Source organism: Streptomyces sp. AC550_RSS872, assembly GCF_019049285.1.
Lineage (GTDB): Bacteria > Actinomycetota > Actinomycetes > Streptomycetales > Streptomycetaceae > Streptomyces.
In genome coordinates, this window is the sequence record NZ_JAGMUL010000211.1 from 32,391 (window position 1) to 54,556 (window position 22,166).

Genomic DNA, 22,166 nt, shown 5'->3' on the forward strand with positions numbered 1-22,166 from the left:
CCGCAGAATCGGTTCCGGCGATCTCGCCCCGCTCACCGTGGCGGAAATCCGGCGACTCCTGGCAACTGGCCGCCCCACGCTGACGCACCTACGGCGCACCCGCCACGCACTGAACTGGTCCCGCTGGCGCCGCCGTCACCAGGCCAACGCACGCCGCTGTCACTACCGCCGCAGCACCCGAAGTCACGAACTCCCGCCACCTGACGGCACATCAGCCAAGTGCACTCACGAACACACCCCTGACCAGCAGGAATAGCGAACTGCAACTGGAGTATTAGAGCCAGTAAAGCCCCCTGATACATCCGATGTACCCGCGTAGGCGTTGGCATGCGGTCCACCACCGCGACGGCCCTCCACCCGTTGCTCTGAACCAGAGGCTCACACGGTCCGTGCTGTTCTGGGAAGAGTCAGGAGAGGAACGTTGTCCGACCGATCAGTCGCCGCGGCGTGCTGCCCGGCGTGGCCGCCATGACGGTTGCCGCAGCCGTTTCGCCCCCGCGCTCAGGCACGCTGCCCACGGGTGACGGTCAGCGGGCTGCCCTCCGGCGTCCGGGCCTCGATCCGCAACTTCGGGGTCCACGACCGTCCCTTCAGTGCTGACGCCGGGACCGTCCGGCTGGTGAACCCGCGAGAGCGGCAAGGTGATGGACGTCAATGGCGCCTCGACCGCCGACGGCGGCGCGGTCATCCAGTGGCCGTGGAGCGAACCAGCAGAGCCCGGGCGGTTCCGGCCAGGGCGACGGACTCAACCAGTGAACCGACGACGGCGGCGACAACCAGTCGTGGGGCTGGTGCCTTCGACCAACGGCTACTACCAGTTCGTCAACGTCCACAACGGCTGGTGCGCCGACGTCAAGGACGCCTCCCCCGCGGACGGTGCCAAGGTCACCCATTGACCCTCCACCGGCGGCTCCAACCAGGACTGGCAGATCCTCGCGGTGTGAGCCGCCGGGACGCTCAGTGAGGGCGGAGTTGTCCGGCCCAGATCGGTGGCAAAACAGGTGCCGAGTGGCTGGCACCAAGGGCTATCCCCCACCCGCTAATTCACCATCACTCGCAGAAGAGGACGCCTGTATGAGAAAGCCCTGGATTTTTTCCCTGGTCACGCTTGTCGCCGCCGTGCTCGGGGTGACGGCGGCGGGTGTGGCCCCTGCCTCCGCCGCCTCCGACACCCCTTTGCGGGTCATGCCGTTGGGTGACTCGATCACCTGGGGCGTGGGCAGCAGCACCGGCAACGGCTACCGCGGGCCGTTGTGGAACGGGCTTGCGGCGGACGGCCATCCGCTGGACTTCGTGGGCACGGTGCGGGGCGGTTCGATGTCCGACCCCGACAACGAAGGCCACCCCGGATACAAGATCCACCAGGTCGCCGCACTCGCCGACGCCTCGCTGACCCGTTACCGGCCCAACGTCGTGACGCTGCACATCGGCACCAACGACCTCAACGAGAGCTACGAGGTCTCCACCGCCACCGCCCGGCTGAGGTCGCTGGTCGACCAGATCACCGTCGCCGCCCCCGACGCGACCGTCCTCGTGGCCTCCCTGGTCGTGTCCACCAGCGGCTCGGAGGAGCAGTACCGGGGCGCGTACAACCAGGCGATCCCGCAGATCGTGAGGGACGCACAGGCCGCGGGCAAGCGCGTCGCCTACGTCGACATGAGCGGCCTGACCACGGCCGACCTGGACGACGTCCTGCACCCGAACGACGCGGGCTACCGGAAGATGGCCGACGCCTTCCACCGCGGCGTCCAGGCCGCGGACAGCGCAGGGTGGCTGAGGAACCCTGCCCCCGCCCCCGCCCGCGTACAGTCCGGCGTCGCCGGCAAGTGCATGGACGTCAACGGCGCCGCCACCACCGACGGGACCGCCGTCCAGACGTGGAGCTGCGGCGACGGTGCCAACCAGTACTGGTCCGCCTACACCGACGGCACCCTGCGCTCCATGGGCAAGTGCCTCGACGCCGCCGGCGGGGCCACAGCCAATGGCACCAAGGTGCAGCTGTGGTCCTGTCACGGCGGCGCCAACCAGGTCTGGCAGCCCTTCAACGGCGGCTACCGCAACCCCGCCTCCGGCCGCTGCCTCGACGTCCCGGGCGCCTCCGCGACCAACGGCACACAGCTCGTGCTGTGGGACTGCAACGGCGGCGCCAACCAGAAGTGGACCACCCTCGCCACCGGATGACCCCCACTCCCGGGGTCTGAACCCCTTCCGGGTTCTTCTCGCGTGAGGCCGACCCAGGGCCGACCACCCGAACAGGGAACGGCCCGCCGCACCAGGAACACTGGTACGGCGGGCCGCTCGCGGTTCTCAGCTCTGCTACAGGGGAATCAGGAGGAGCACCGCGCGTCACCATCCGGCGGCCGTTGCCCCTGAGCACCCGGCCTCGTCGACGGCACAGGTAGAGTTCCCGATCACCTTGCGGGTCAGATGTGCCCAGCCTGGCAGCCGGCCCGCGTCCTTGCAGCGTCACCATGCCGCCGCATCGGACGCTGCCGCCGCCGCGCGCAACACGTGGTGCAACAGAGAACTGCAACTCACCCCTGTTGCGGTCCTGACCTGCGAGAACGGCCGTTGCGCGGCTTAGCCGCCCTTGTGTCAAAGGGCTGGTGTGACCAGTTCTCGGGATGCTCACGCTGGTCGTCGGCGGCTGTCTGCGGAGTAGATGGTTTGTCAGCGGTTGACTTCGAGGTTCGTCAGAGTGAGCAAGGCGCGCTCGATGTTCTACCGCGCGATTGAGGTGCCGTGGTCTCGTCGCCGGGACCGGCATGCTGACGGCACGGCCCTTGGGGAGTAGCGGCAGAAACCGCACAGGCAAATAGAGCCCCACGCAGGGGCCGGAAGCCTACACCGCGTGGTGTGGTGTGAGCCCGGCGCGCAGTCGGGTGATGTCCTGGACGGGTGGCAGTCCGTAGAAGGCCCGGTATTCGCGGCTGAACTGGGTCGCGCTGGTGTATCCCACGGTGTGGGCGACCTCGGCGGAGGTGGCGTCGCCGGCCAGCAGGTGGCGCCTGGCCGACAGCAGCCGCAAATGTTTCCGGCGGACTACCGCACGGCAGTCCGGATGCGCTGGTAGTCCGGCGGGAGCATGGTCTCCTCCACATCCGGCGTCCGGTGCGGGATCAGCATCACCGTCCGGCCGCCCACCTGCCCAGGCGCCGGCGCGGCCGAAAAGCGTTCGTCGGCGAGCTGCTCGCTCACTCGGTCAAGGACACGTTCGGCGACGGCGAGTTCGTCCGGCTCGGTTCTTACCTCCGCCAGCTGTTTGGCCAGCTGCGCTTCGAGCTCGTCCAGTTCCGCACGGCGCGCAGTGGTCCGTTCCAGACCTCCAACGCTCAACAACTTGTCCCGACGCTTGACCCAGCCCCGAGACAACTCCGCCAGATGGTCTACTCCACAGACAGCCGCCGACGACCAGCGCGAGCATCCCGAAAACTGGTCACACCAGCCCTTTGACCTGCGACTTCAAGTTGGCGAAGGCTCCATGTTCTGACCGGTGCACCGGAGGACGCCTGGGAGCGGCTCTTGTGCGGGGATGGTGCGAAGCGGCCTCAGGTCTACGACCGGGCCGCGGCCAGGCTCCCCGCCGACGACGACCCGCCCTGGCACCGACTCCACTGGTCGCACTGGCGCCGAAGCCATCAAGCCGTCGTCCGCCACTGCCACCACCAGTTGGCGATCGTCTCCATTGTTGTCCAATCCAAGCAAGCCCGACAGGGAGGGTTCTCAGCTAAGCGAGAAGTACTTCACCTTTCCCGAAGGTGTCTTTGGGAGGTTCGTCACCGTGCGCAGCTTGAGGCAGCCAAGCGGTACTCCCAGACCCGCCGAGCCCCTTGAGCGCAACCGTTTGAGGCAGTCCGAGTCGCCCTCGACAAAAAGGTGGACCTCATCGGGTTCCATGAATACGGCGGCGGTGGCGACGCCGTCGAGAGCGGACGTCGCTGCGGCTTCGACGGCGTCGAGATTGACCTTCTCGCCAAGGATCTTGATCTGTCGGTCGACACGTCCTTCGAGATACAGCACGCCGTCCTTCAGCCGCCCGACGTCCCCGGTCCGCAGTTCACGTTCTCCGAGAGCGGGCAGGGCGAGGTCGTCGCGTGTGATGGCGTAGCCGAGCATGACGTTGGGGCCCAAGTAGCAGACCTCGCCCGGTTGCCCCGGAGCGACTTCTTCCCCTCCTACTCCGCGAATCCTTATCCGTCCGCCGAACACGGGAAGTCCGACGCTTCCCTCGTGCTCGTCGGCCAAAGTCGGAGGCAGGCAGGTCATCCGCGCGGTAGCTTCCGTCTGACCGTACATGTAGTACACCGAGGCGCTGGGGCCGGCAGCCGCGCGAAGCTGTCGGAGGAAATCGGTTTTCAGCGGCCCGCCCGCTACGAGAAGCGACCGCATGGAAGACAGCCTCGTCGGCAAGTCGGGGTGCTGCAGGATGAATCGCACAGTAGACGGAACCATGCCGAAGCACGTCACGCGCAGACGCCCGACGTCCGCCCAGAAGCGCTCCGTGGTGGGCGATGCCGTGGTCAGTCCGACGGTGGCGCCGGCGACTAGATGGGAGTTGACCATGGACAAGCCGAAGCTGTAGTCCAGGCGCAGTGACGTCGCGACGACGTCTGATACGTCGATGTCCGTCGCCAGCCCGATGCTGTGGGCGTTGCTCGCGAGGTTGTCGTAGGAGAGCCGTACCAGTTTTCCTTGCGCCGTGGAGCCTGACGTGCGGGCCACCAGGGCAAGATTCGGCGCCAGTTCCGCTGAACACGCGTCGACGAGGCGGCGGGCCACCCCGCCGTGAGGGACGTCCTCTGCCTGACTGCGGTAGTGCGGTGACGCCTCCGATGCCCTCACGCCCAACGGGCCCAGCACGACATCGGGGCGCAGTCGCTCGATGTCGGCCAACAGGTCTCCATGGCCGGCGGATTCCACCAGCACCACCGCATGGCCGGCTCGCAGTGCGGCCACGTAGGCAAGGACCCCTGCGACAGTACGAGGGTTCTCGACCATGACGAGCTTCTTGGCGCCGTCTCCCAGAAAACGGGCGATGTCGTCGGCGATCTCACGGGCCTGCTGACGGGTGATCATCCGTGTGTCATCGGCAAAGGCCATCGAGCCGCTCGCGCCGTTGGCCAAAAGATCGAAGGCGCCGAACGTCATCGCCGTGCCTCAATGTCCGCAGCGAGGGCACCCAGGGACGAAATACGGAAGATATCCACGGGCTCGATTTCGACCCCCCACACGCCGTCGATGGCCTCGCTCAGTTCAAGACAGAAGAGTGAATCACCGCCCAGATCCTGGATGGTGTCGCTCATGCTGAGATCGGCCGCTTCGGGCAGCGTGAGGGATATTCTCTCCACCAACAGCGATTCCACGGGACCCTGCGGGGCTTTCGTCCTGTGGAACCTCCTGGTCCCGACCGCCTTGTCACTGACAGCGTCGGCCTCCAACTCGTCCCCCGAACGAAGGATCGTGAAAACGATCCGCTCCGAATCCATCGCGAGGATCTCGCTCAAGGCGGCACGCACTTCAGGGACGGACATGAAGGAGCGGAGGGATACGGCCGCCACGCAGCTGCCGTCCTCCCTGATACGGTAAACACCCGCGAAGTGGTGGTTATCAGGAAGAGTGAGCACTGGCACTGCCCTTCTCTCGTGCGGAAAGTTTCTGCACCATTTCTGAGACCAAGGTACGGTCGATCTTGCCCGCGATTGACCGGGGAATAGCATCGACTTCGATGATCCGGCGGGGAACTGCGGCGGGCGGCAGAACCCGTCGCAGACGCGCCATCAGCTCGGCAGACCGGGCCTCGAGGCTCAAGCCGCCGCAGACGACGAAGCAGACGACGCGCTGGCCTGTCACGTGGTTGGTGACGCCGGCCGCAGCCGCGTCCTGGATCCACGGCACATCCAGCATTGCGTCCTCGATGTCAGTGGCCAGAACTGTGGTCCCGCCGACGGTGATCCTGAGCTGCGGCCTCGGTTCCAAATACAGGTATCCGTCCGCGTCGAGTCGGCCCCGGTCACCGATGCTGACGTACCCGTCGCCGGTCCATGTGACGTTGTCCTGCTGTCCGACATGCAGTGGTCGCGCCGACGCTCCGAACCGGAAGTAGACGTCGCCCAGATCACCGGGTGCGACGGGGCGGCCGGAGGAGTCCATGACCGCCACGGAGGTGTAGAAACCTCGGCCCACCGTCCCTGGACGCTTCTCCCACTCGTCGCCGCGGGCGATGGTGGTCCCGATCCCCTCGGAGGCGCCGAACACTTCATAGACGTTCTCGGGACCGAGCGCCGAGTGCCAGAACCGCTTGACCGGCAACGGGCAGGCGGCACTCATGTGAACGAGCGTCTTCAGGCCCACCCCTGCTGTGTCGTCCCGCAATTGACGTTGCATGATGCGTAGGTGCATCGGCGTGGCAACGAGCCACTGGATGCCGTGTTGGCGCACCTCGTTCAGCACCTGTGCCGGATCAGGCTTCTCGTAGACGTGGATTTCTGACCGGTAGTTCAACGCATCCAGGAACATGCTCAGATGAGCGGCGTGATGAATCGATCCGGCCAGGGATACACGGAGCCCGTCGTCGAGCCCGAGTGCCCTTCCCAGGCCCAGCCTTCGGTCCCGCCCCAGTGCTCGGCGCATACTGGTGTTCACCGCGTAGCGCAACCTACCGCTGGTGCCGCCCGTTCTCAGCAGGACGGCAAGCGGAGGCAAGGACGTCTGTCCCTTGAGCAGATCACGCTGCAACCCGTCTTCTGCGCCTCCGAGTGCGTGGGCCGCCAGTCCCAGCTCAGCCAGTCGCCCGATCGAAAAGCCGCTGGTATCGCCATCGGGTATGACCACGGGGTTCGGCATCCCCAAGGCCGCGAGAAACTCCAACACGTAACGACTGAAGGGTGCTCGCTTGTTGGGCAGGAGGCAGACCGATGCTTCCGAGCCCACAGCCCGCCCGAACTCCTCACGGATCAGCGATATTCGCGTTCGAACAGCGTCCGGCTGTAGCGTCTCCGTACTGCCGTCCTGCGCGTGAAGGACGAGGCATGCGGCCGGCATCCACTCTTCCGAAGAGCCACCCTTCCGTCGGCCTGCGGGCGACGACATCACGACTCCGGCTCAAGCATGGTTCGGGAACGGGACAGAAGGAGAACTCCGACAGCGGTGACTCCGATGACGCCCGCGCAGAGCGCGAAGATGTGTTGCCAGGACATGTGCGCCATCAGCAAGCCCGCAAGGCCTGCCCCAACCGCGCGTCCCGTGCGCGTGTGCATCCGGTATGCAGCCGTCGTCCGACCCAAGAGGTGTCCGGGTGTGACCAGTTGGCGCGCTGTGATCGTGATGGTGTTCCACATCAGGCCCGCACTGCCGCCGACGGCGAGGCACAGGAGGATGGCCAGCCAGTTCGCTGTCAGAGCGGGAACGATGAACCAGATCACCCAGCCGGCCAAGCTCATCGCAAGCGCCGTGGGCACGGGAAATCTCCGGGTGATGTACTGCACCGCCCGACTGCTGACGAACGCGCCGGCCGTGCTGGCCAGAAGAAGAATCGAGTAAGCGAAACTCGAAGCGTTCAGGCCGTTGTCGGCCAGTGCATAAGCCGTGAAGGATGTCTCCCATACGTACCAGACAACGGAAACCCCGAAACTCAGTATGGCCAGCTTGGTGAGCACACGATGCTGGTAGACATGACGGAAGCCCTCCAGTCCCATCGCCACCATGGTCTGCGCGCGCATGGGCTCGTCGAGCAGGGCAGGGGTCTTCGGCAGTCCCAGCGTCACGATCATGGTGACCGCGGCGAAGACGGCGAGGGCAAGCGTGGCAGCGGACTGGCCCAGGGTCAGTAGCCAGCCCCCTAGCAGGGGGCCGATGAATCCGCCGTACAGCAGGGAGAGTTTGGCGATCTCCGTGTTGGCGGCGACCAGCCGGTCAGGATCCTGAAGCAGTTGCGGGACGAGGGACTGGCGCGCTATGTCCGAAGCCACCCCGCAGCAGGCCAGAACGAACGCCAAGATGGGAACCAGCGCCGGCACGACGCTGTCGAACAGGTACAGAGCGGCGAGCAGGACGGAAATCCCTGTTCGCAGGAATGCCACGACTCGCATCAGCTCTGTTCTGGACATGTGGTCCGCGAGATATCCGATCGGCACGGACGCCAGCGCCCACGGGGCTGTCACCGCGACGAAGACCACCGCCACACCGGTGTTTCCCGTCGACTGCTGCGCGAGAACCGGCAGTACCACGGCGAACGCGCCGTCTTCAAGGCTCGAAAATGTGGTCGCTCTACGCAGCGCTTTGATGGGCCGCAGTGCCTCTTGCTTAGCAGAGAGGAACATCGCCATCCTCTCTTAGGGCCGAGCGGTGATCGGAAGATTCTGACTGATGGCAATGGTCACAACCGGAACTTCTGAGTTCGGTGTACAAAAGAGAAGCTGGCCCAGGGGGATGTCAGCGAATCCACCGAGGACGCAGGTTCCTATGGACAGGGCCCCGGCAACGAGGCAGAGCGTCTGGGTGGCGGCACCGGTCTCGATCAAGCCGTAGCGGTATCCCCTGCCGCCGTATTTCGTCTCAAGTCTGTCCGTGGAAAGTGTGACGGCTATAACCGCGGATGTCCGCGCCACCCACCCGTCACCGAAGATAAAGCGCAGCATGGGCTCGGTTACACGAGAACGCAACCGGGTCAGCTCATGGCCGGCCACGCCGTAGCTGTAGACGCCTGACGGAAGTCCGGTGACATTCTGGGCAATGACATAGAATTCGCATCCAAGGCGCCCCCCAGCAGAGGGATAGGGCCGATGCCAGCTGCCTGGAGCGCGATCTTCCGTCGGCTCCGAGTGCGTTGTGTACCAGAGCACGTTCGACAGCTCGGTGAGTGACGTCTCCTCCAGCGCGGCACGGCTGCTGCGCCGGCCGGCCAACCACTGGTGACCCAGGCCCGCAGGGGCGGCTTCGGGCTCCTGGAGCTGTATTCGCTCCAGCCGTGGAAAGCACTTCTCGTTGTACACGAACCACTCGTCGGGCCAATCATCGACCGACAGCATCGCCCAGTCGGACAGCATCGCCGCATCAGCGTAGGTTGTCCGATGGAAGTCGAGCGCAGAAGCGACTGCTCCCTTGTCCGCCAACATATCAACGTCCCGTCATGCGTAGGGGTGCGGCTCGGATGCAGTCGCACTCTGGTCCGGAGCGCCAAGAATCCGCTTCCTGCTCTCGGAGAAGAACATGGGCTGCAGTCGTGGGTACACGACCTTGACAACGGCGATTCCGGCCTCAGCGAACAATGGCGTCGTGATGTCCACCACGTATCCCTCGTCCAGGTAACCGTCCGTATACGCGCCATCGAGCGGCATGGAGTTCCCGAACAGATAATCAAGCTTCCCCGCGGAGTGCGCCATCCCCCAGTAGACGACACGCTCCTCGATCGTCTCCAGGGCGGCCACATCCACGACCGGGGCATTCACCAAGAAATCCCGCGCCTGTCGGCGAGCGTGGAGGGCCTCGCTCATCGCACCGCTGGCGGCCTGCTCCACCGAGACACCACACGCGCTGCCGGTGGTGAGCGCCGGAAACCTGCCGGAGGGGTCGATCGCGCAGCAAACCACCACGGGGAAGGGCTCCTTGACCAGGCACGTCACGCGCACCTGCAGACCCAGGGCCGTAGCTTCCATTCCCATCGCGTAGGACCCGGGATCCAGCGCCAGGTCGCGCCAGTCGAGTTCCTGCCCCCCCAGCTGCAAGTAATGGGAGAGCACGATGATGTGCCGTTCGAACGCCTCTCGCGTCGCACGTGCCGCTGCCTCGTCGAGGGAGAACCCCGCAGCCGCACCGTTGCTGCTCGGATCCCAGAGCAGCGCCTCTTCGTCGGGTTCCCCGTAGGGGCAGTAGACCAGTTGCGCGGGAACCAGGACCGGATCTGAGGACGGGCGACCGATCCTGGTGGAACTGCACCAGTGCATCGCGCTTTGCCACACTGAAGAATCCCGCCACGGCGCGGGAAACGCTTCAGCTGGAATACAGTTGTCGAACTCCACGGCGGATCCGTACCGAAGGCGTTCCTTTGGCACAGTGCTCAGGCAGATTCGCTCCGCTGCTTCCATCAAGGCTTTCAAGCGTGATATCACTCCCCTCCCCCGGCCACCCGTGGCCCGCGGGCTGTGGGCCGTCCCCAGTGGCCGATGCGTGTTGGGCGGCAGCTGTGCGACCCAACCCTGGCCCCGCGGCTCGTCGTTGTAGAAGTCGTCAAGAGGCTGCATGGAGGAGACATGGCCGCTCTGTCCGATGAGCAGTTCTTCCAGCAGCAAGATGCGCTGTGTCAGCGACTGGCGGGTGCCGCTCATCACGACGCTCCTTGCAGATGGAGCTCGATCAGGGACGAACACATCTCGCAGCCATCGACCTGGCTGACCTTTGCCACGTTGACGGTACCCACGCCGTGGTCGACCCGTATCAAGCCGCCCAAGGTCATGGGCAAGGCGTCGACGGCGTCTGTGATCCGATCGACCTCCTGCGCGACGGTCACCGAGACGAGCCTTGCGACGAGCACCGGGAGATCGATCGGGGCATCGGTCGTGGCCGCATCCGCCGCGGGTGTCGCGCCATCGAAGGCGCCCCTGTACCCGACACACTGCAGGCAAGCCGAGTAACCGAGATTGGTGAGCGGTCCGATCAGCGTGTGATTCGCCTGGACGACGACGGGCAAGTGCAGGCCACCACGTCGCACCCAGTTAAGGGCGTCTGGAAGGCTTTCATCGACGCCGCCAGGCGGAATGATGTCAACATACAGCGCATTCTTAGGTGACGGTTCGCCGCTCTCCACCGAGGAGATGCCGCCCTCACCAAATAGCAGTGCTGTCAGCTCGGTGCGGAGCGACGGATACACCCCGGCCGACTGGAGGTGGACCCTGGATATGTAAACGGGCGGGAACGTCACCGGCCCACTCCATCTGTCACGGACGCACCGGTCATCCGACCTCGCTGATCACTCACAATCTCAGCCCTTCATTCTTTAAGTGCAGCTTCGGTGCCGGGAGTGCCGGCACCGAAGCTGCACCCGGCGAACTCCGCATCAGGTTGTACTGATCAAACCGGGAATGATCCACGATAGTTCAAATACCGGGATCGGGTTCCTGGCCTGCTAGGCGGTGGTCGTCTTCTTACTGGCGGCCATTGTCGCTCGACCCCGGAACCATCGCCCGGGAACGGCCATTGTCGCTCGACCCCGGAACCATCGCCCGGGAACGGCCATTGTCGCTCGACCCCGGAACCATCGCCCGGGAACGGCCGTTGTCACTCGACCCCGGAACCATCGCCCGGGAACGGCCATTGTCGCTCGACCCCGGAACCATCGCCCGGGAACGGCCGTTGTCACTCGATCCCGGAACCATCGCCCGTTCATTCGGCATTTCAAACCAACCTTTCTTGTTGGTGATTGCGGGTAGGACGGTCACAAGGTCGCATCACGAAGCAAAGAAAGTCAACTACGCAGGTTCGGCTCGGGTAGCTTCTGAAGGTTTGGATAACTTTCCTCCACACGCATGGCAGTTATCTCCGGCTGATGCACAAGCAGAAGCGCCAGCCTGCTCCAGAGCATGCGTCGGCCAGGAACGCCAGGCGGCACGGCAAGGCCTGCGCGGGCATGACGGGACAGCCCTTGCAGTCATAAGGAAATCTCGTGGATGCGTGCTGGCAGGCGTGACCTGTACAACGATTGGCGCCTTTGAGTGGCTACACCGTCTAATCTGCGACGGGAAGGGTCCCCCCTTTTAATCAGTGTGGGACATAGCCTTCACGTACGAGTTTGGCCCAGATTCCGCCGTCCGCGAGGATGTCCAGAACCAGCTGGGGTAGGACACCGCCGTCGAGCCGGACTCCGGAAGCGGCGTTCTCGACCCAGCCTTCAGCGAAGTCCAGCGTCATGGTGTCGCCGTCTGCGAACGCCGCGCGGACACCGGGAACTTTCAGGGCCGGCAATCCGTGGTTGATGCAGTTGCGGAAGAAGAGGGTGTTGAATTCTTCCGCGACCAGCGCCGCGATGCCGAGTTCGAGGAACAGTGAGGGGACGGGGCGCGAGGAGCCCAGACCGAAGTTGCGGCCGGCGACCACGATGTCTCCCGATGCGACCTGGTCCGTCCAGCCGGGACGCAGCTCGTAGAAAACGTGTTTCGCGGCTTCGGCCCTCGGCAGCCTCATAGCGAAACCCGGGTACATCGCGTCGGTGTTGACGGAGTCACCCACGACCCACACGCGTCCAGTGATACGGGTGCCCATCAGACGGTTACTCCCTCGGGATGGGTGACGTAGCCGGTGAGAGCGGAAGCCGCGACGGTGGCGGGGGAAGCCATGTAAATTTCCGCCTCAGGGCTCCCCATACGGCCGGTGAAGTTGCGGGTGGAGGAGGTGAGGCAGACCTCGCCCGGGGCAAGCAGACCCATGTGGTATCCGAAGCAGGCGCCACAGGTGGAGTTGGTGACCACCGCGCCGGCGTCGGCGAGATCCTGAAGATAACCGGCGCGCATCGCGTCCCGATAGACGCGCTGGGAGGCCGGGGTAACCAGCAGCCGGACCCCGGGCGCAACCTTGTGGCCCCGTACGACATCGGCGGCGATTCGCAGATCCTCGAGTTGGCCATTGGCGCAGGAGCCGATGAAACACTGCTGAACGGGGCGCTTCTCGATGGCGGAGACAGGCAAGGTGTTGTTGCTGACGCCGCCCGGACGGGCTACATACGGCTCAAGGACAGATAGGTCGACCGTGCGGACGACGGCGTAGGCGGCGTCCGGGTCAGGATCTGCGGCCTCGTAAGAGTCCGGGGGCACACCGTGGGCGGCGAGGAATTCACGGGTTAGGTCGTCCACGGGGAAGGTGGAGAAGTCCGCTGAGATTTCGGCGCCTTGGGTGGCTATCGTACGGCGGTCGTTCATAGGGATGGAAACCAGTCCAGTACCGCCGTATTCGAGGTTATTGGCGGTTGCGTCGCCATAGGTTCCGGCGATGTACAGAAAGATGTCCTTGCCGGAGACTACAGCCGGCTTGGTGCCCGTGAATTCGTAGCGGATCGTGGGAGCGATCGCGAACCACGTTCGGCCGGTGCAGATGATCGAATACACCTCGGCCGGACCGAGCCCGCATGCGACGGTGTTGTAGGCGCCTGCTGCGCATGTGTGCGAGTCGCTGCAAGCCAGGACCTCGCCGGGACGGGCGAGTCCGTTCTCGGCGATGATCTGGTGGCAGATGCCGTGCTGGCCGACGTCGTAGAACTTACTGATCCCGAAGTCGCGGACGAAGACGCGGGCGTTGGTGACGCTTTGGGCATCACGGACACTGGGGGCCGGAACGGTATGGTCTATGGTCACCGCGATTTTTTCCGGGTCGCGGATTTTCAAGGGCTGGTCCCAACCCGGGCCGAACTCGAGGTCATACATGACGGTCATGTCGACGTCGCATACGACGCTGTCTCCGGGGCTCACATGATCCAGGCCCGCCTTGCGGGCGAGGATCTTCTCGACCATGGTCATGCCCATAGGACACCGCCCTTCTTCGTTAGGGGGTCGCGCTCGATCATCCTGAAGTCTCCCCGCAGTACGACCATTTCAAATGGACTTCACCTTGAGCCGCTTCAGAAGCCGAGGAGAGCGGTTCGGAAAATGGTCCCGTCCGTGCAACACCCGCCAGTTGTCGATGATGATCACTGATCCTCGCTCCAGAAACGTGCGCGATACACTCGGATGCTCCGCTGTGAGGCGCTCAAATTTTTGCAGGGCGCTCCACGACTCCTCGCTCGCTTCCTCGCTCAACGCATCACGGACGATCACGTCGGCCCGATAGCGGATCATGGTGCGTCCCCCACGGTCCGCAAGGATAGGAACTGCCAGGCGAGGCGACTCGGCTCTCCCGTCCACCGAGAACGGCACCCGAAACCGGCGGAGGCAGCGTGCCTCAGCATCCGTCAAACCCTGTAGGACTCCATAACCGTCCATGAGCGTGGTCTCGCCCTGTCCATCCGGGTCGTGCTCCACGACGCCCATGATGAGATAGCGATGCGGTTTCACCATAAATGTTGAATCAGTATGCGGAGCGAACCGTCCGTTGTCCTTAGAATTGAGACTGATCTTTCCCGGAACGTGCCGGATCTCGGAAACCGTTCGATTTGGGAACCCGTTCCCTTCTGCATCCACATAACCGAATATGGCCGCCAAGGCCACGAGCAGGGGTTCGGAGTCGGTATCCACGTCCTTCACGATGATCGCACCGGATTCATTCACCGCAGTTTGAGCCCGCTTGCGGAATTCTGCAAATCCGGGCTGATTTTCCAGGAGTCCAAGCAGCTCGGACTGTTCCTCTCGGCTATATATTTCTTTGTCACTCACCCCCTTGGACCAAGAGGATAGGGCCGCCACATCGAAAGCCCGAAATGACATACTCTCCACATGCATTTAAATCCCTCGCGTTTCTGGGTGAGTACCCTTCGATCGACAAAGCGGGACGGGCGGCTTCCTTGCATAGCCGCGGTGACGGGTCATGGGATCGCTGTGAGTTGCTGGACGATGTGGTCGCTGACGGCACTGAAGAACCTGACAGTCAGGATTCGACGAGAACCCGGATCGGCCACATTGAGTACGACTATGCGTCGCGGCGCAGTTCCCAAATGCCCAAAGGTGTCGGGGCCCCAACCATCACCCAGAAGGTCTCGCGACAGGTCACGTTGAAATCCGAGGCCCCAGCTGCGTCGGCCGAAATCATACAGCTGTACTGACGGGCCGTTCTGGAGGAGTCGCGTGACTGTTGGCGGAACGAGCAAGATTCCTTGGCCCTCCAGGGAACTCAAGATATCCGCGTAGAGAACACCCATGTCCGCAACCGTCGACACGCCCGCCTGACCAGGGTTCGCGGCATGCAGACCCCGCGCCTCGTCGTCCATCGGGACAAATTTCATGCTTCCGTCACGACGGTGCAGTGGAACATATTGCCGGCGCGACCGCGGCAGAAGTGCCAGGTTCGGGAGGGCAAGTGGTCGAGCCACCTTCTCATCGATGACACGCTCAAGAGGAAGTGAATACACTTTTTCGAGAATGGCACCGAGAACAGCTGACGTGGTCTGTGCGTTGTAGTGAGCGCCCCCTTCTTGCAGCGATGCAGATGCAACGATGAGACGAGCCCGCTCATCGAGACATAACACCTTTTTGTACAGGGTCGGGGGAAGCCTAAGAGAGTGCCCAAGCAGATCGGAAATTTTTACCTCGGCCATGGACGGCGTGCACTCGTCGAAGAAGCGCGCCACTCGATCTTCCAGGGTCATGACCCCTTCTTGCGATGCAATTCCTGCGGCGACGGCCAGGACCGATTTGTTGGTGCAGTATATTCGCCCGACAGTATCGGGCGTAGCGTCGATTCCTGAAGCTGCTTCTCCCGCGACGATGTGGCATTCTTCGTCATGGTGCTGATAGAAGACCTGGGCTCCGAGAATGATCCGGCGTTCGACCCACTTCTCGAGCAGTCGACGGATATGCATCGCGGGTTCATTTGTGCTCATGGCAGCCATCCACGCGATCGGCTCTGTACTGTGTATTCGCCTCCGCCGCCCGATGTTCGGATATTTCATGTACGAACGTCACCAGCAACCTGCGGCAGGCATCAAGTTCGGGAGGATTTTGTTGAGCCCACGACAGCGGATCGACGAGTTGAGCGTCGTAGGGGAAACGGTGCCAGGGGGAGCGACGTGCCAGGCTGTCTCCGGTCATCATGCGGGTCTTCACACGCAGTGCTGCGCTGTGCCACTGCTCGGCTGTTACGTCGCCCGATTCCAGGATCTCCGCCATCGACCGATGGATCAGCGACAGGTTCGTCGGCTCGGTCTTCTTGGACGACGTGAAGGCCAGCACCACGATGCCTTCGCCGGGCATGCCTGGAAGTAGAGACATGTGAACTCGGTACACGGTCCCGGTGAGCCGGCCCGCGCGCATCAGGGGACTTGAGAAGCCCCCCGCGAGGTGCTCGCACAGACACAGCCATGACAGGACGTCGTCCGGGGAGGTGACATCTACTGACGCGGTTGCGCAAAAGTGCGACGGACGCCGGACGAGGTCCAGGTTGACCCCCCAGCGATTCACACGTGTCATGGGTAGCAGCATCTACAGCCCCCTCAGCACGGTGGCTGCGGATACGTTCCGCTCGACAAGGTGGGGGTCGAGTTGTGCAAAAGGAGCGCCCAGCCGGTTTCCCAGCAGCATCCAGGCCATCGATCGCGCACATGTCGACGGCGATTTGGTGCGCGCGGCCCACTCGTCTGACAGTTGCGTAATAGCCTGCGTGAGTGAGTGGGGATCCGTGATGGTTCTTAGAAGCGCGGGTATCTGTTGCTCAAGCTCAGTGACATCGCATGCAGCAGACAATGACACCGTGATGACGGTCGGCGCCTGTTCACTGAACCACTCGTCAAACAGGCCGTACTGCACTTTCGCCGGGAAATCGTTCCCGACCATGGCAACGGCTGTCGCCACAAGCTTGGCCGCGACCAACGCGGCGCTCTGCCCGCACAAATCATTGGCTTGGACAGGCAGTACGATTTCGCTCCTGTCTCCGGCTGCGAGTGGATTCGGCCCGATGGTCGGCTCGTGACACGGTATTCGAGTAGGTTCCTCACGAAGCGTGGCAGCAAGGGGGTCGGGCAGAGTTCGGGGACCGAGCACCGAATCCACCGCGTCGGGAGACACCAACCTCGAATCGGCCACCACAGCGGCACTGCACCGCTCCAGACGAACATGGTTCGCAGCGAACTCCGGCCACGTGTCTTCATAAACAGCCGAGCCGTCGAGCGCCGGAGCAAGAATCGGGTCGTGGTCCACGCCAATTCCTGCGCCCGGTGCCGGGATGCACCAGCGCCAGGTATCCGCCCACGGGGCAAGCCTGGTCTTGTACAGCACTTCGTTGTGGATGATCTCAGCTTGCTGAAGGGCAGTGCCGCTCTGGCGCTTCGGATCGACGAGGTGGGCGATCAACATCTCGATCGCCTGCAGTAGATGTGGTTGGGGTCCACTGACGGCGACAATCATATGATCGCGCCTTGTCTGCGCCTCCAGCAGACATCCGAGTCCCTCAAGCTGGGCGTACGGGTACGCGTGTTCATCCCGCGGCGCCATGAGCATGTGCTCGGTGAAGTGAGCGAGACCAGGCCGGTCGGTGCCTTCCAGCTGAAAACCGGCGGGGAAGGCGAGCGCAAATGCACCCACATCACCGTAGTGTTCCCGCCAGCCCAGCCCTGGAGTGACTTCTTGGATTCCGTTCACCTCAGTGCTCCGACAGGCTGATCGTTTCCCATTGCATGAGGTCGGCTGCCATCTCAAGTGGCTTTCCGATGCGGCTGATCGAACGAAGTTCACTCATTTTCTCGCCCCTCCGTCACCGAGTCCGATATTGATGGTTCTGCGGCCCTGTTGACGTATCAGTCGGTTCGGTCGGAATCGTGGCGGATGACGAGTTCCCTCCAAGACCAGCCAATTGATGGCCCAGGCGCCTAACGCGGATCTGGAGTATCGGCCGGAGGATACCTATCGCCCACTGCCCGACGCGGCTTGTATGTCACAGTAGGCATCATTTCAGGCAGGACTTTCTTTATCTGCCGACGTGACTAGCACACAGTCCCAGCACACTGCCGAGATAGTCAACGCCGAGGATGCTGTTCGGCGGCGACACCCATAAGGTCTTCCACGCGGCAGCCGTCGTCACCATCCTCGGCGCCGCATTGGATGGCCGCTGCTCAAGCAGAGGGCCTGGTCGATGCGGCGCCGGCGTTCCGGAAAGCTGGGGAAGAAGTGCCTGAACACAAGGGATACCTTTCTCACATGCTATGGTCCCTCTCATTTTTGAGATCCAGGTAGACTCAGAAACCTTCCTCCGAGTTTCTTTCGGCTAAACCGCGGATATGACAGAGCGCCTCGTGGCGCAGCCCGCGTGGAAGTGATCGAACCCTGGATCGGTCGACTCCCGCCCCAGAAGATACTTCCAGTCGATGTGCCCGCTCACGGCAGCGGCCGCCTGGCGGCCCGACAGGCCCTCCACGGACAGCCCTTCGGGAACGCCAACCGGGCCACCTCAACGGTCTGGACCGGAACCTCACCCGGCAGAGTCAATGACCAACTCGGTGCGTATGGGGCCGGCGATCGACCAGCCCCCGAGCCGCTTGGAGTGCGGGTCCAACACCGCTGCCACCTGTAGCAAGCCTGGTGCCGGGTCCGGCTCCGGCTCCGGCTCCGGCTCCGGCTCCGGCTCCGGTACCGGGGTACCCACCTACCAGGTGCGCCCCCTGGACGCCGATGCGGCGCATCACCCGCTCGGCTCGCTTGTGGTTGACGTCGATCCCGGCGGCCTTCAGCTCGGCCGTGACGCGCAAGTCCCCGTAGCTGCCGCCGGACTCCTTGCGATCTCCGTATCCGCTGGCGGGACGGGCGTCATCGCGGGCTCGCGCCAGGCGGGCCGGGGCGGCCTTCACTGGCAACGGCTCACCAGGTGGTCTCGTCGGCGAATACTCCGCGGCCCTCCGCAGGATCTCCTGCTCCGTCTCCAGCAGCCAATGCTGCGCCAATGCCGGATGACGCTCCGGTGATTGCCGCAATGCCCTGCGGAGAGATGGCGGAAGTGGCATGGTCTCAACTCAACACAGCCGCCCCGCGTTCGTTCCTGGAGTGCGTGGACGACCGGGGGGACCGCTCACTCCTGCGCGGTGAACTCACTGCGGTGCTCGAGGCGTTCGGCGATGACACCCCAGGCGATGGAGCACTGCTTCGCCAATACGGCGACTTTCTCGACGCAATGCGCGGGAACCGACTCGGCCACTTCTCCGTCCAGATGATGAGCCCGCAGGAGAGTGAGCAGATTGCGGCCGAACTGCGTCAGGTTCAGCGAAGGATCCTTGCGTAGTTGGTGCCAGAAGAGCACGGAGTCCGGAGCGGAGGGAGCGGCTGGGGTCGAGATCCGGTTGACCACATGGCTCTGCACTCCATCTGCGGGCAAGGTCTTGGCAGGTACGGTGAGGTCTTTTCTCTCTCGTATCTGACGGCGAACGTCGTTGACCGTGCCCGGGGACAACCCGACTTCCCGGGCGACCTCGCGCAGCGAGGCATCCGGTTTGACCGCCATGATCTCCGCGGCCTTGCGCCGTCCCTCTGCCGTGCTCAACGGCCGGACTCTCCCGTCGAGCCCCACTCGCCCGTTCAACTGAGTGGAACTGACAGTTGAACGCCGCACCTTGCTGACGGTCTGCGCAGAGACGCCCACCGTGTATGCAATGGCTCGATCCGACCATTCGGGACGCGCCTGCAGAAGGCGCACCACCGCGGCACGGCGGTCGGAGGCTGTCAGGGGTAGTCCATGCGCATTGTTGGCCTGGACGGAATGGATGAAGGCTTCGTCTTCGGTTCCGTCGAACAACCGCGCCCTGATGGAGGTGTCCCCCCGGACTATCGCCGCTCGCACACGGTGTCTGCCATCAATCAACCTGAGAGTGGACCGGTGAACGGTGATCGGAGGCAGCGCCTCTTCAGTATCTGCAAGGAGTTGTGCATGCGCCTCGTCAACGTCCTTCAGCCGTGGGGAGTCCCCTGGCTGAATCTGATCGATCCTGAGGCGGACGACGGGGCCGCCATCGTCCGCGACTGGTCGCCCCCCGTTCTGGTCGTCGGATACTTCGTAGGGCCGAATGCACGTGTCACTGACAGCAACGGCGATGTCAGGCTGGGCCATCCCAACTCCTCGTACAACGGTTTTCGTAACGCTGATCGAAAGCGCTTTCGTCGACCTACCCCCGGCCGACCCTCGCTAACCGCGATCTTCCCGTGGTGGTCGGCCGGCTCAACTGGCGTGCCTATTTGCTGCATTTGAGTACCTATGAGTGAGGACGGCGGCCGATATCCGTGACAGGCGGACGCTCGGATCCGGACCTCACTCGGGCGGCGCTGCCCCTGGAGCGTAGATGTCGCCACAGTGGCGCCCACCGAACAGAAGGAGGTTTTTCCACTCCCTTTACTAACCCCTTGAGAAAAGTCCGCAGGCCATGCTGTGCGGAGTCCACGTGACCACCGCACTCAGACCGGCGTGCGGCGCAAGAAGAGCCAGGACGTTCTCGGCAACCAGGGACTCCAGGTAGCCGTCGGCATCGCCGCCCTGCTCTTCCTGGTCCTTCTAACTGATCGTCCGCAATGCCCTCTCCATGGACCCGGAGAGCCCGGGCGAGTACTGGAAGCTGCTTCCCTCCTTCCAGTGGAGCAAGATCGCCGAACTGTTCGACGACCCCACGGTCGAGTTCGGCCGCTCCATGGCGAACTCGCTGGCCCTCGCTCTCCTGACCACTTTCGGCACCCTCCTTGTGTGCTCTATGGCCGGCTACGGTCTGGCCCGTATCCCGTACAAGCACGCCAACAAAGTCTGCTACGCCGTCCCGGCGACCCTGGTCCTCACTGCCGTCACCTTCGTGCCCAGCTTCGTGCTGGTCTCGTCACCCGGCTGGGTGGACACCTACCGCGGCCTGATCATCCCGGGCCTGCCCAGTGATTTCACCTGCTTCCTGTTCTGGCAGTACTTCCTGGGGTTCGCGAAGGAGCTGGAGGAGGCGGCGCGCGTGGACGGGCTCGGTTACTGGGGCATACTGACGGATCGTCGTACCCAACTCGCTGAACTTCTTCGCGGCCATTGCCACGATCACCTTCATCAGCGCCTGGAACGCCTTCTTGTGGCCGCTGGTCATCGGCCAGGACCCGAGCTCCTGGACCGTGCAGGTCGCACTCTCCTCGTTCATGACCGACCAGACCGTCAACTGCCATCTGATCTTCATGGCCACCGCCATCTCCATCCTTCCCCTGGTGTTCGTGTCCTCTTCCTCCAGCGCTGGCTGGTGCAGGGGTCGCGCAGACCGGTATCAGGGGCTGACGCCCTCCACTCACGACCTGGAGACCGATGTCTTTCCGCACGACCACGGCCATCGACTACGTCGAGGACGTCTCACCCGGCAGCGGGGCTCTTCCGCCCCGCGCGTGGTACGCCTCCTCCGACGCCAAGTCCCTGTCCCTCAACGGCAGCTGGCGCCTGCGGGTGTCCACGACCGCGGACGCCGAGGACGACTCGTTCGCCGAGGAGGGGTACGACGCCGGGGACTGGGCCGAGGTCACGGTCCCCGGCCACTGGGTCCTCCAGGGAGACGGCGCGTTCGGTTCGCCCATCTACACCAACCACCTCTACCCCTTCCCGGTCGACCCGCCGCATGTCCCGACGGAGAACCCGACCGGGGACCACCTGCGGGTCTTCGACCTCCCCGAGGACTGGCCGGACCTGGCGGATGGTGGCGCCGTGCTGCGCTTCGACGGCGTGGAGTCCTGCGCCCGTATCTGGCTGAACGGCACGGAGCTCGGCGAGTTCAAGGGCTCCCGGCTGCCGCACGAGTTCGCGGTCGGGGAGCTGCTGAAGCCGGCAGGGAACGTGCTCGCCGTGCGGGTGCACCAGTGGTCGGCGGGCTCCTACCTGGAGGACCAGGACCAGTGGTGGCTGCCCGGCATCTTCCGTGACGTCACCCTGCTGCACCGTCCGACGGGCAGCGCGGGCGACTTCTTCGTGCACGCCTCCTACGACCACGTCACGGGCGAGGGTACCTTGCGCGTCGACTCCGACGTCGACGGGCGGGTGTCCGTGCCCTCCCTGGACATCGATGTCGCCACGGGGGAACCGGTTACGGTAGCGGTGCAGCCGTGGTCGGCGGAGACGCCGAAGCTGTACGACGGCGAGCTGGTCACGGCCGGCGAGCGCGTGCCGCTGCGGATCGGCTTCCGTACGGTCGTCCTGGAGGACGGCCTGATCAAGGTCAACGGAAAAGCAGTCCTGTTCAAGGGCGTCAACCGGCACGAGTGGCACCCCGAGAAGGGCCGCGCGCTGGACCTGGAGACCATGAGGGAGGACGTGCTGCTGATGAAGCGGCACAACCTCAACGCCGTGCGCACCTCGCATTACCCGCCGCACCCCGCCTTCCTCGACCTGTGCGACGAGTACGGCCTCTGGGTCATCGACGAGTGCGACCTGGAGACCCACGGCTTCGTCGAGCAGGCATGGCGCGACAACCCCGTCGACGACGACCGCTGGACCCCGGCCCTGCTGGACCGCGCGGCCCGCATGGTCGAACGCGACAAGAACCACCCGTCGATCGT

General features: G+C 64.1%; 20 protein-coding genes and 1 pseudogene. 4 read left to right on the forward strand and 17 right to left on the reverse strand.

All coding sequences use genetic code 11. The annotated features are described in order from the left end of the window. Nucleotides 1-644 precede the first annotated feature (644 nt). On the forward strand, nt 645-896 hold the full coding sequence (locus KUM44_RS44585) for an RICIN domain-containing protein (RefSeq protein ID WP_254391012.1): 252 nt from the start codon (nt 645-647) through the stop codon (nt 894-896). 178 nt (nt 897-1,074) lie between these two features. Further along, complete coding sequence (locus KUM44_RS44590; protein WP_217215575.1) at nt 1,075-2,181, forward strand: ricin-type beta-trefoil lectin domain protein; 1,107 nt, start codon at nt 1,075-1,077, stop codon at nt 2,179-2,181. 661 nt (nt 2,182-2,842) lie between these two features. On the opposite strand, the gene KUM44_RS44595 is transcribed toward KUM44_RS44590, so the two are convergent. The 17 genes from KUM44_RS44595 to KUM44_RS44675 form a co-directional block, all read right to left on the reverse strand. After that, nucleotides 2,843-3,028: a helix-turn-helix domain-containing protein gene (locus KUM44_RS44595; protein ID WP_217215577.1), complete on the reverse strand. Its 186-nt coding sequence runs from the start codon at nt 3,026-3,028 to the stop codon at nt 2,843-2,845. Between the two features lie 14 nt (nt 3,029-3,042). Beyond that, nucleotides 3,043-3,336, reverse strand: coding sequence for a hypothetical protein (locus KUM44_RS44600; protein WP_254391013.1), 294 nt, complete (start codon nt 3,334-3,336; stop codon nt 3,043-3,045). A 387-nt stretch (nt 3,337-3,723) separates the two neighbouring features. Beyond that, the gene (locus KUM44_RS44605) at nt 3,724-5,148 is read right to left on the reverse strand and encodes an AMP-binding protein (protein WP_217215581.1); all 1,425 of its coding nucleotides are present in this window, start codon (nt 5,146-5,148) and stop codon (nt 3,724-3,726) included. Continuing rightward, nucleotides 5,145-5,624 (reverse strand): acyl carrier protein, encoded by a 480-nt coding sequence (locus KUM44_RS47075; RefSeq protein ID WP_217215583.1) that lies wholly within the window; start codon nt 5,622-5,624, stop codon nt 5,145-5,147. The genes KUM44_RS44605 and KUM44_RS47075 overlap by 4 nt, the downstream gene beginning before the upstream one ends. Further along, nucleotides 5,608-6,870, reverse strand: coding sequence for an AMP-binding protein (locus KUM44_RS44615; protein ID WP_217215585.1), 1,263 nt, complete (start codon nt 6,868-6,870; stop codon nt 5,608-5,610). The genes KUM44_RS47075 and KUM44_RS44615 overlap by 17 nt, the downstream gene beginning before the upstream one ends. A 218-nt stretch (nt 6,871-7,088) precedes the next feature. Continuing rightward, a complete protein-coding gene (locus KUM44_RS44620) occupies nt 7,089-8,324 on the reverse strand; it encodes an MFS transporter (protein WP_217215587.1) in 1,236 nt (411 codons plus the stop codon). A gap of 6 nt (nt 8,325-8,330) precedes the next feature. Then, complete coding sequence (locus tag KUM44_RS44625; RefSeq protein WP_217215594.1) at nt 8,331-9,113, reverse strand: SagB family peptide dehydrogenase; 783 nt, start codon at nt 9,111-9,113, stop codon at nt 8,331-8,333. A 12-nt stretch (nt 9,114-9,125) separates the two neighbouring features. Then, nucleotides 9,126-10,322 carry a YcaO-like family protein gene (locus KUM44_RS44630; RefSeq protein WP_217215595.1) on the reverse strand — a complete coding sequence of 399 codons (1,197 nt, stop codon included), beginning with the start codon at nt 10,320-10,322 and terminating at the stop codon, nt 9,126-9,128. After that, nucleotides 10,322-10,915, reverse strand: a complete 594-nt coding sequence (locus tag KUM44_RS44635; protein WP_217215598.1) for a hypothetical protein — start codon at nt 10,913-10,915, stop codon at nt 10,322-10,324. Before KUM44_RS44635 ends, KUM44_RS44630 begins: the two co-directional genes overlap by 1 nt. Nucleotides 10,916-11,751: 836 nt before the next feature. Then, a complete protein-coding gene (locus KUM44_RS44640; RefSeq protein WP_217215600.1) occupies nt 11,752-12,252 on the reverse strand; it encodes a 3-isopropylmalate dehydratase in 501 nt (166 codons plus the stop codon). Continuing rightward, nucleotides 12,252-13,499, reverse strand: coding sequence for an aconitase/3-isopropylmalate dehydratase large subunit family protein (locus KUM44_RS44645; protein ID WP_254391014.1), 1,248 nt, complete (start codon nt 13,497-13,499; stop codon nt 12,252-12,254). The genes KUM44_RS44640 and KUM44_RS44645 overlap by 1 nt, the downstream gene beginning before the upstream one ends. 75 nt (nt 13,500-13,574) lie before the next feature. Next, the gene (locus tag KUM44_RS44650; RefSeq protein ID WP_217215604.1) at nt 13,575-14,351 is read right to left on the reverse strand and encodes a TauD/TfdA family dioxygenase; all 777 of its coding nucleotides are present in this window, start codon (nt 14,349-14,351) and stop codon (nt 13,575-13,577) included. 149 nt (nt 14,352-14,500) lie between these two features. Continuing rightward, nucleotides 14,501-15,523 (reverse strand): serine hydrolase, encoded by a 1,023-nt coding sequence (locus KUM44_RS44655; RefSeq protein WP_217215606.1) that lies wholly within the window; start codon nt 15,521-15,523, stop codon nt 14,501-14,503. Then, on the reverse strand, nt 15,501-15,884 hold the full coding sequence (locus KUM44_RS44660) for a hypothetical protein (protein WP_217215607.1): 384 nt from the start codon (nt 15,882-15,884) through the stop codon (nt 15,501-15,503). The genes KUM44_RS44655 and KUM44_RS44660 overlap by 23 nt, the downstream gene beginning before the upstream one ends. A 228-nt stretch (nt 15,885-16,112) precedes the next feature. Beyond that, nucleotides 16,113-17,267 carry an insulinase family protein gene (locus tag KUM44_RS44665; RefSeq protein ID WP_217215614.1) on the reverse strand — a complete coding sequence of 385 codons (1,155 nt, stop codon included), beginning with the start codon at nt 17,265-17,267 and terminating at the stop codon, nt 16,113-16,115. An 839-nt stretch (nt 17,268-18,106) separates the two neighbouring features. Beyond that, complete coding sequence (locus KUM44_RS47905) at nt 18,107-18,622, reverse strand: IS3 family transposase (RefSeq protein WP_374202133.1); 516 nt, start codon at nt 18,620-18,622, stop codon at nt 18,107-18,109. Nucleotides 18,623-18,687: 65 nt separating this feature from the next. Continuing rightward, complete coding sequence (locus KUM44_RS44675) at nt 18,688-19,719, reverse strand: ParB/RepB/Spo0J family partition protein (RefSeq protein ID WP_217215616.1); 1,032 nt, start codon at nt 19,717-19,719, stop codon at nt 18,688-18,690. A 351-nt stretch (nt 19,720-20,070) separates the two neighbouring features. On the opposite strand from KUM44_RS44675, the pseudogene KUM44_RS46620 reads away from it, so the two are divergent. Together KUM44_RS46620 and KUM44_RS44685 are read left to right on the forward strand one after the other, a co-directional pair. After that, a pseudogene (locus KUM44_RS46620) lies at nt 20,071-20,901 on the forward strand (carbohydrate ABC transporter permease). A gap of 27 nt (nt 20,902-20,928) precedes the next feature. Next, a partial coding sequence (locus tag KUM44_RS44685; RefSeq protein ID WP_302186135.1) for a glycoside hydrolase family 2 TIM barrel-domain containing protein occupies nt 20,929-22,166 on the forward strand: 1,238 nt, incomplete at its 3' end.

Excerpts from the sequence above, each read along its gene's own strand:
- KUM44_RS44585 (WP_254391012.1), top strand. The coding sequence starts at position 645 with ATGGACGTCAATGGCGCCTCGACCGCCGACGGCGGCGCGGTCATCCAG.
- KUM44_RS44590 (WP_217215575.1), top strand. The coding sequence starts at position 1,075 with ATGAGAAAGCCCTGGATTTTTTCCCTGGTCACGCTTGTCGCCGCCGTG.
- KUM44_RS44605 (WP_217215581.1), bottom strand. The coding sequence starts at position 5,148 with ATGACGTTCGGCGCCTTCGATCTTTTGGCCAACGGCGCGAGCGGCTCG.
- KUM44_RS44620 (WP_217215587.1), bottom strand. The coding sequence starts at position 8,324 with ATGGCGATGTTCCTCTCTGCTAAGCAAGAGGCACTGCGGCCCATCAAA.
- KUM44_RS44625 (WP_217215594.1), bottom strand. The coding sequence starts at position 9,113 with ATGTTGGCGGACAAGGGAGCAGTCGCTTCTGCGCTCGACTTCCATCGG.
- KUM44_RS44630 (WP_217215595.1), bottom strand. The coding sequence starts at position 10,322 with ATGAGCGGCACCCGCCAGTCGCTGACACAGCGCATCTTGCTGCTGGAA.
- KUM44_RS44640 (WP_217215600.1), bottom strand. The coding sequence starts at position 12,252 with ATGGGCACCCGTATCACTGGACGCGTGTGGGTCGTGGGTGACTCCGTC.
- KUM44_RS44645 (WP_254391014.1), bottom strand. The coding sequence starts at position 13,499 with ATGACCATGGTCGAGAAGATCCTCGCCCGCAAGGCGGGCCTGGATCAT.
- KUM44_RS44655 (WP_217215606.1), bottom strand. The coding sequence starts at position 15,523 with ATGGCTGCCATGAGCACAAATGAACCCGCGATGCATATCCGTCGACTG.
- KUM44_RS44660 (WP_217215607.1), bottom strand. The coding sequence starts at position 15,884 with ATGCCCGGCGAAGGCATCGTGGTGCTGGCCTTCACGTCGTCCAAGAAG.
- KUM44_RS47905 (WP_374202133.1), bottom strand. The coding sequence starts at position 18,622 with ATGCCACTTCCGCCATCTCTCCGCAGGGCATTGCGGCAATCACCGGAG.
- KUM44_RS44675 (WP_217215616.1), bottom strand. The coding sequence starts at position 19,719 with ATGGCCCAGCCTGACATCGCCGTTGCTGTCAGTGACACGTGCATTCGG.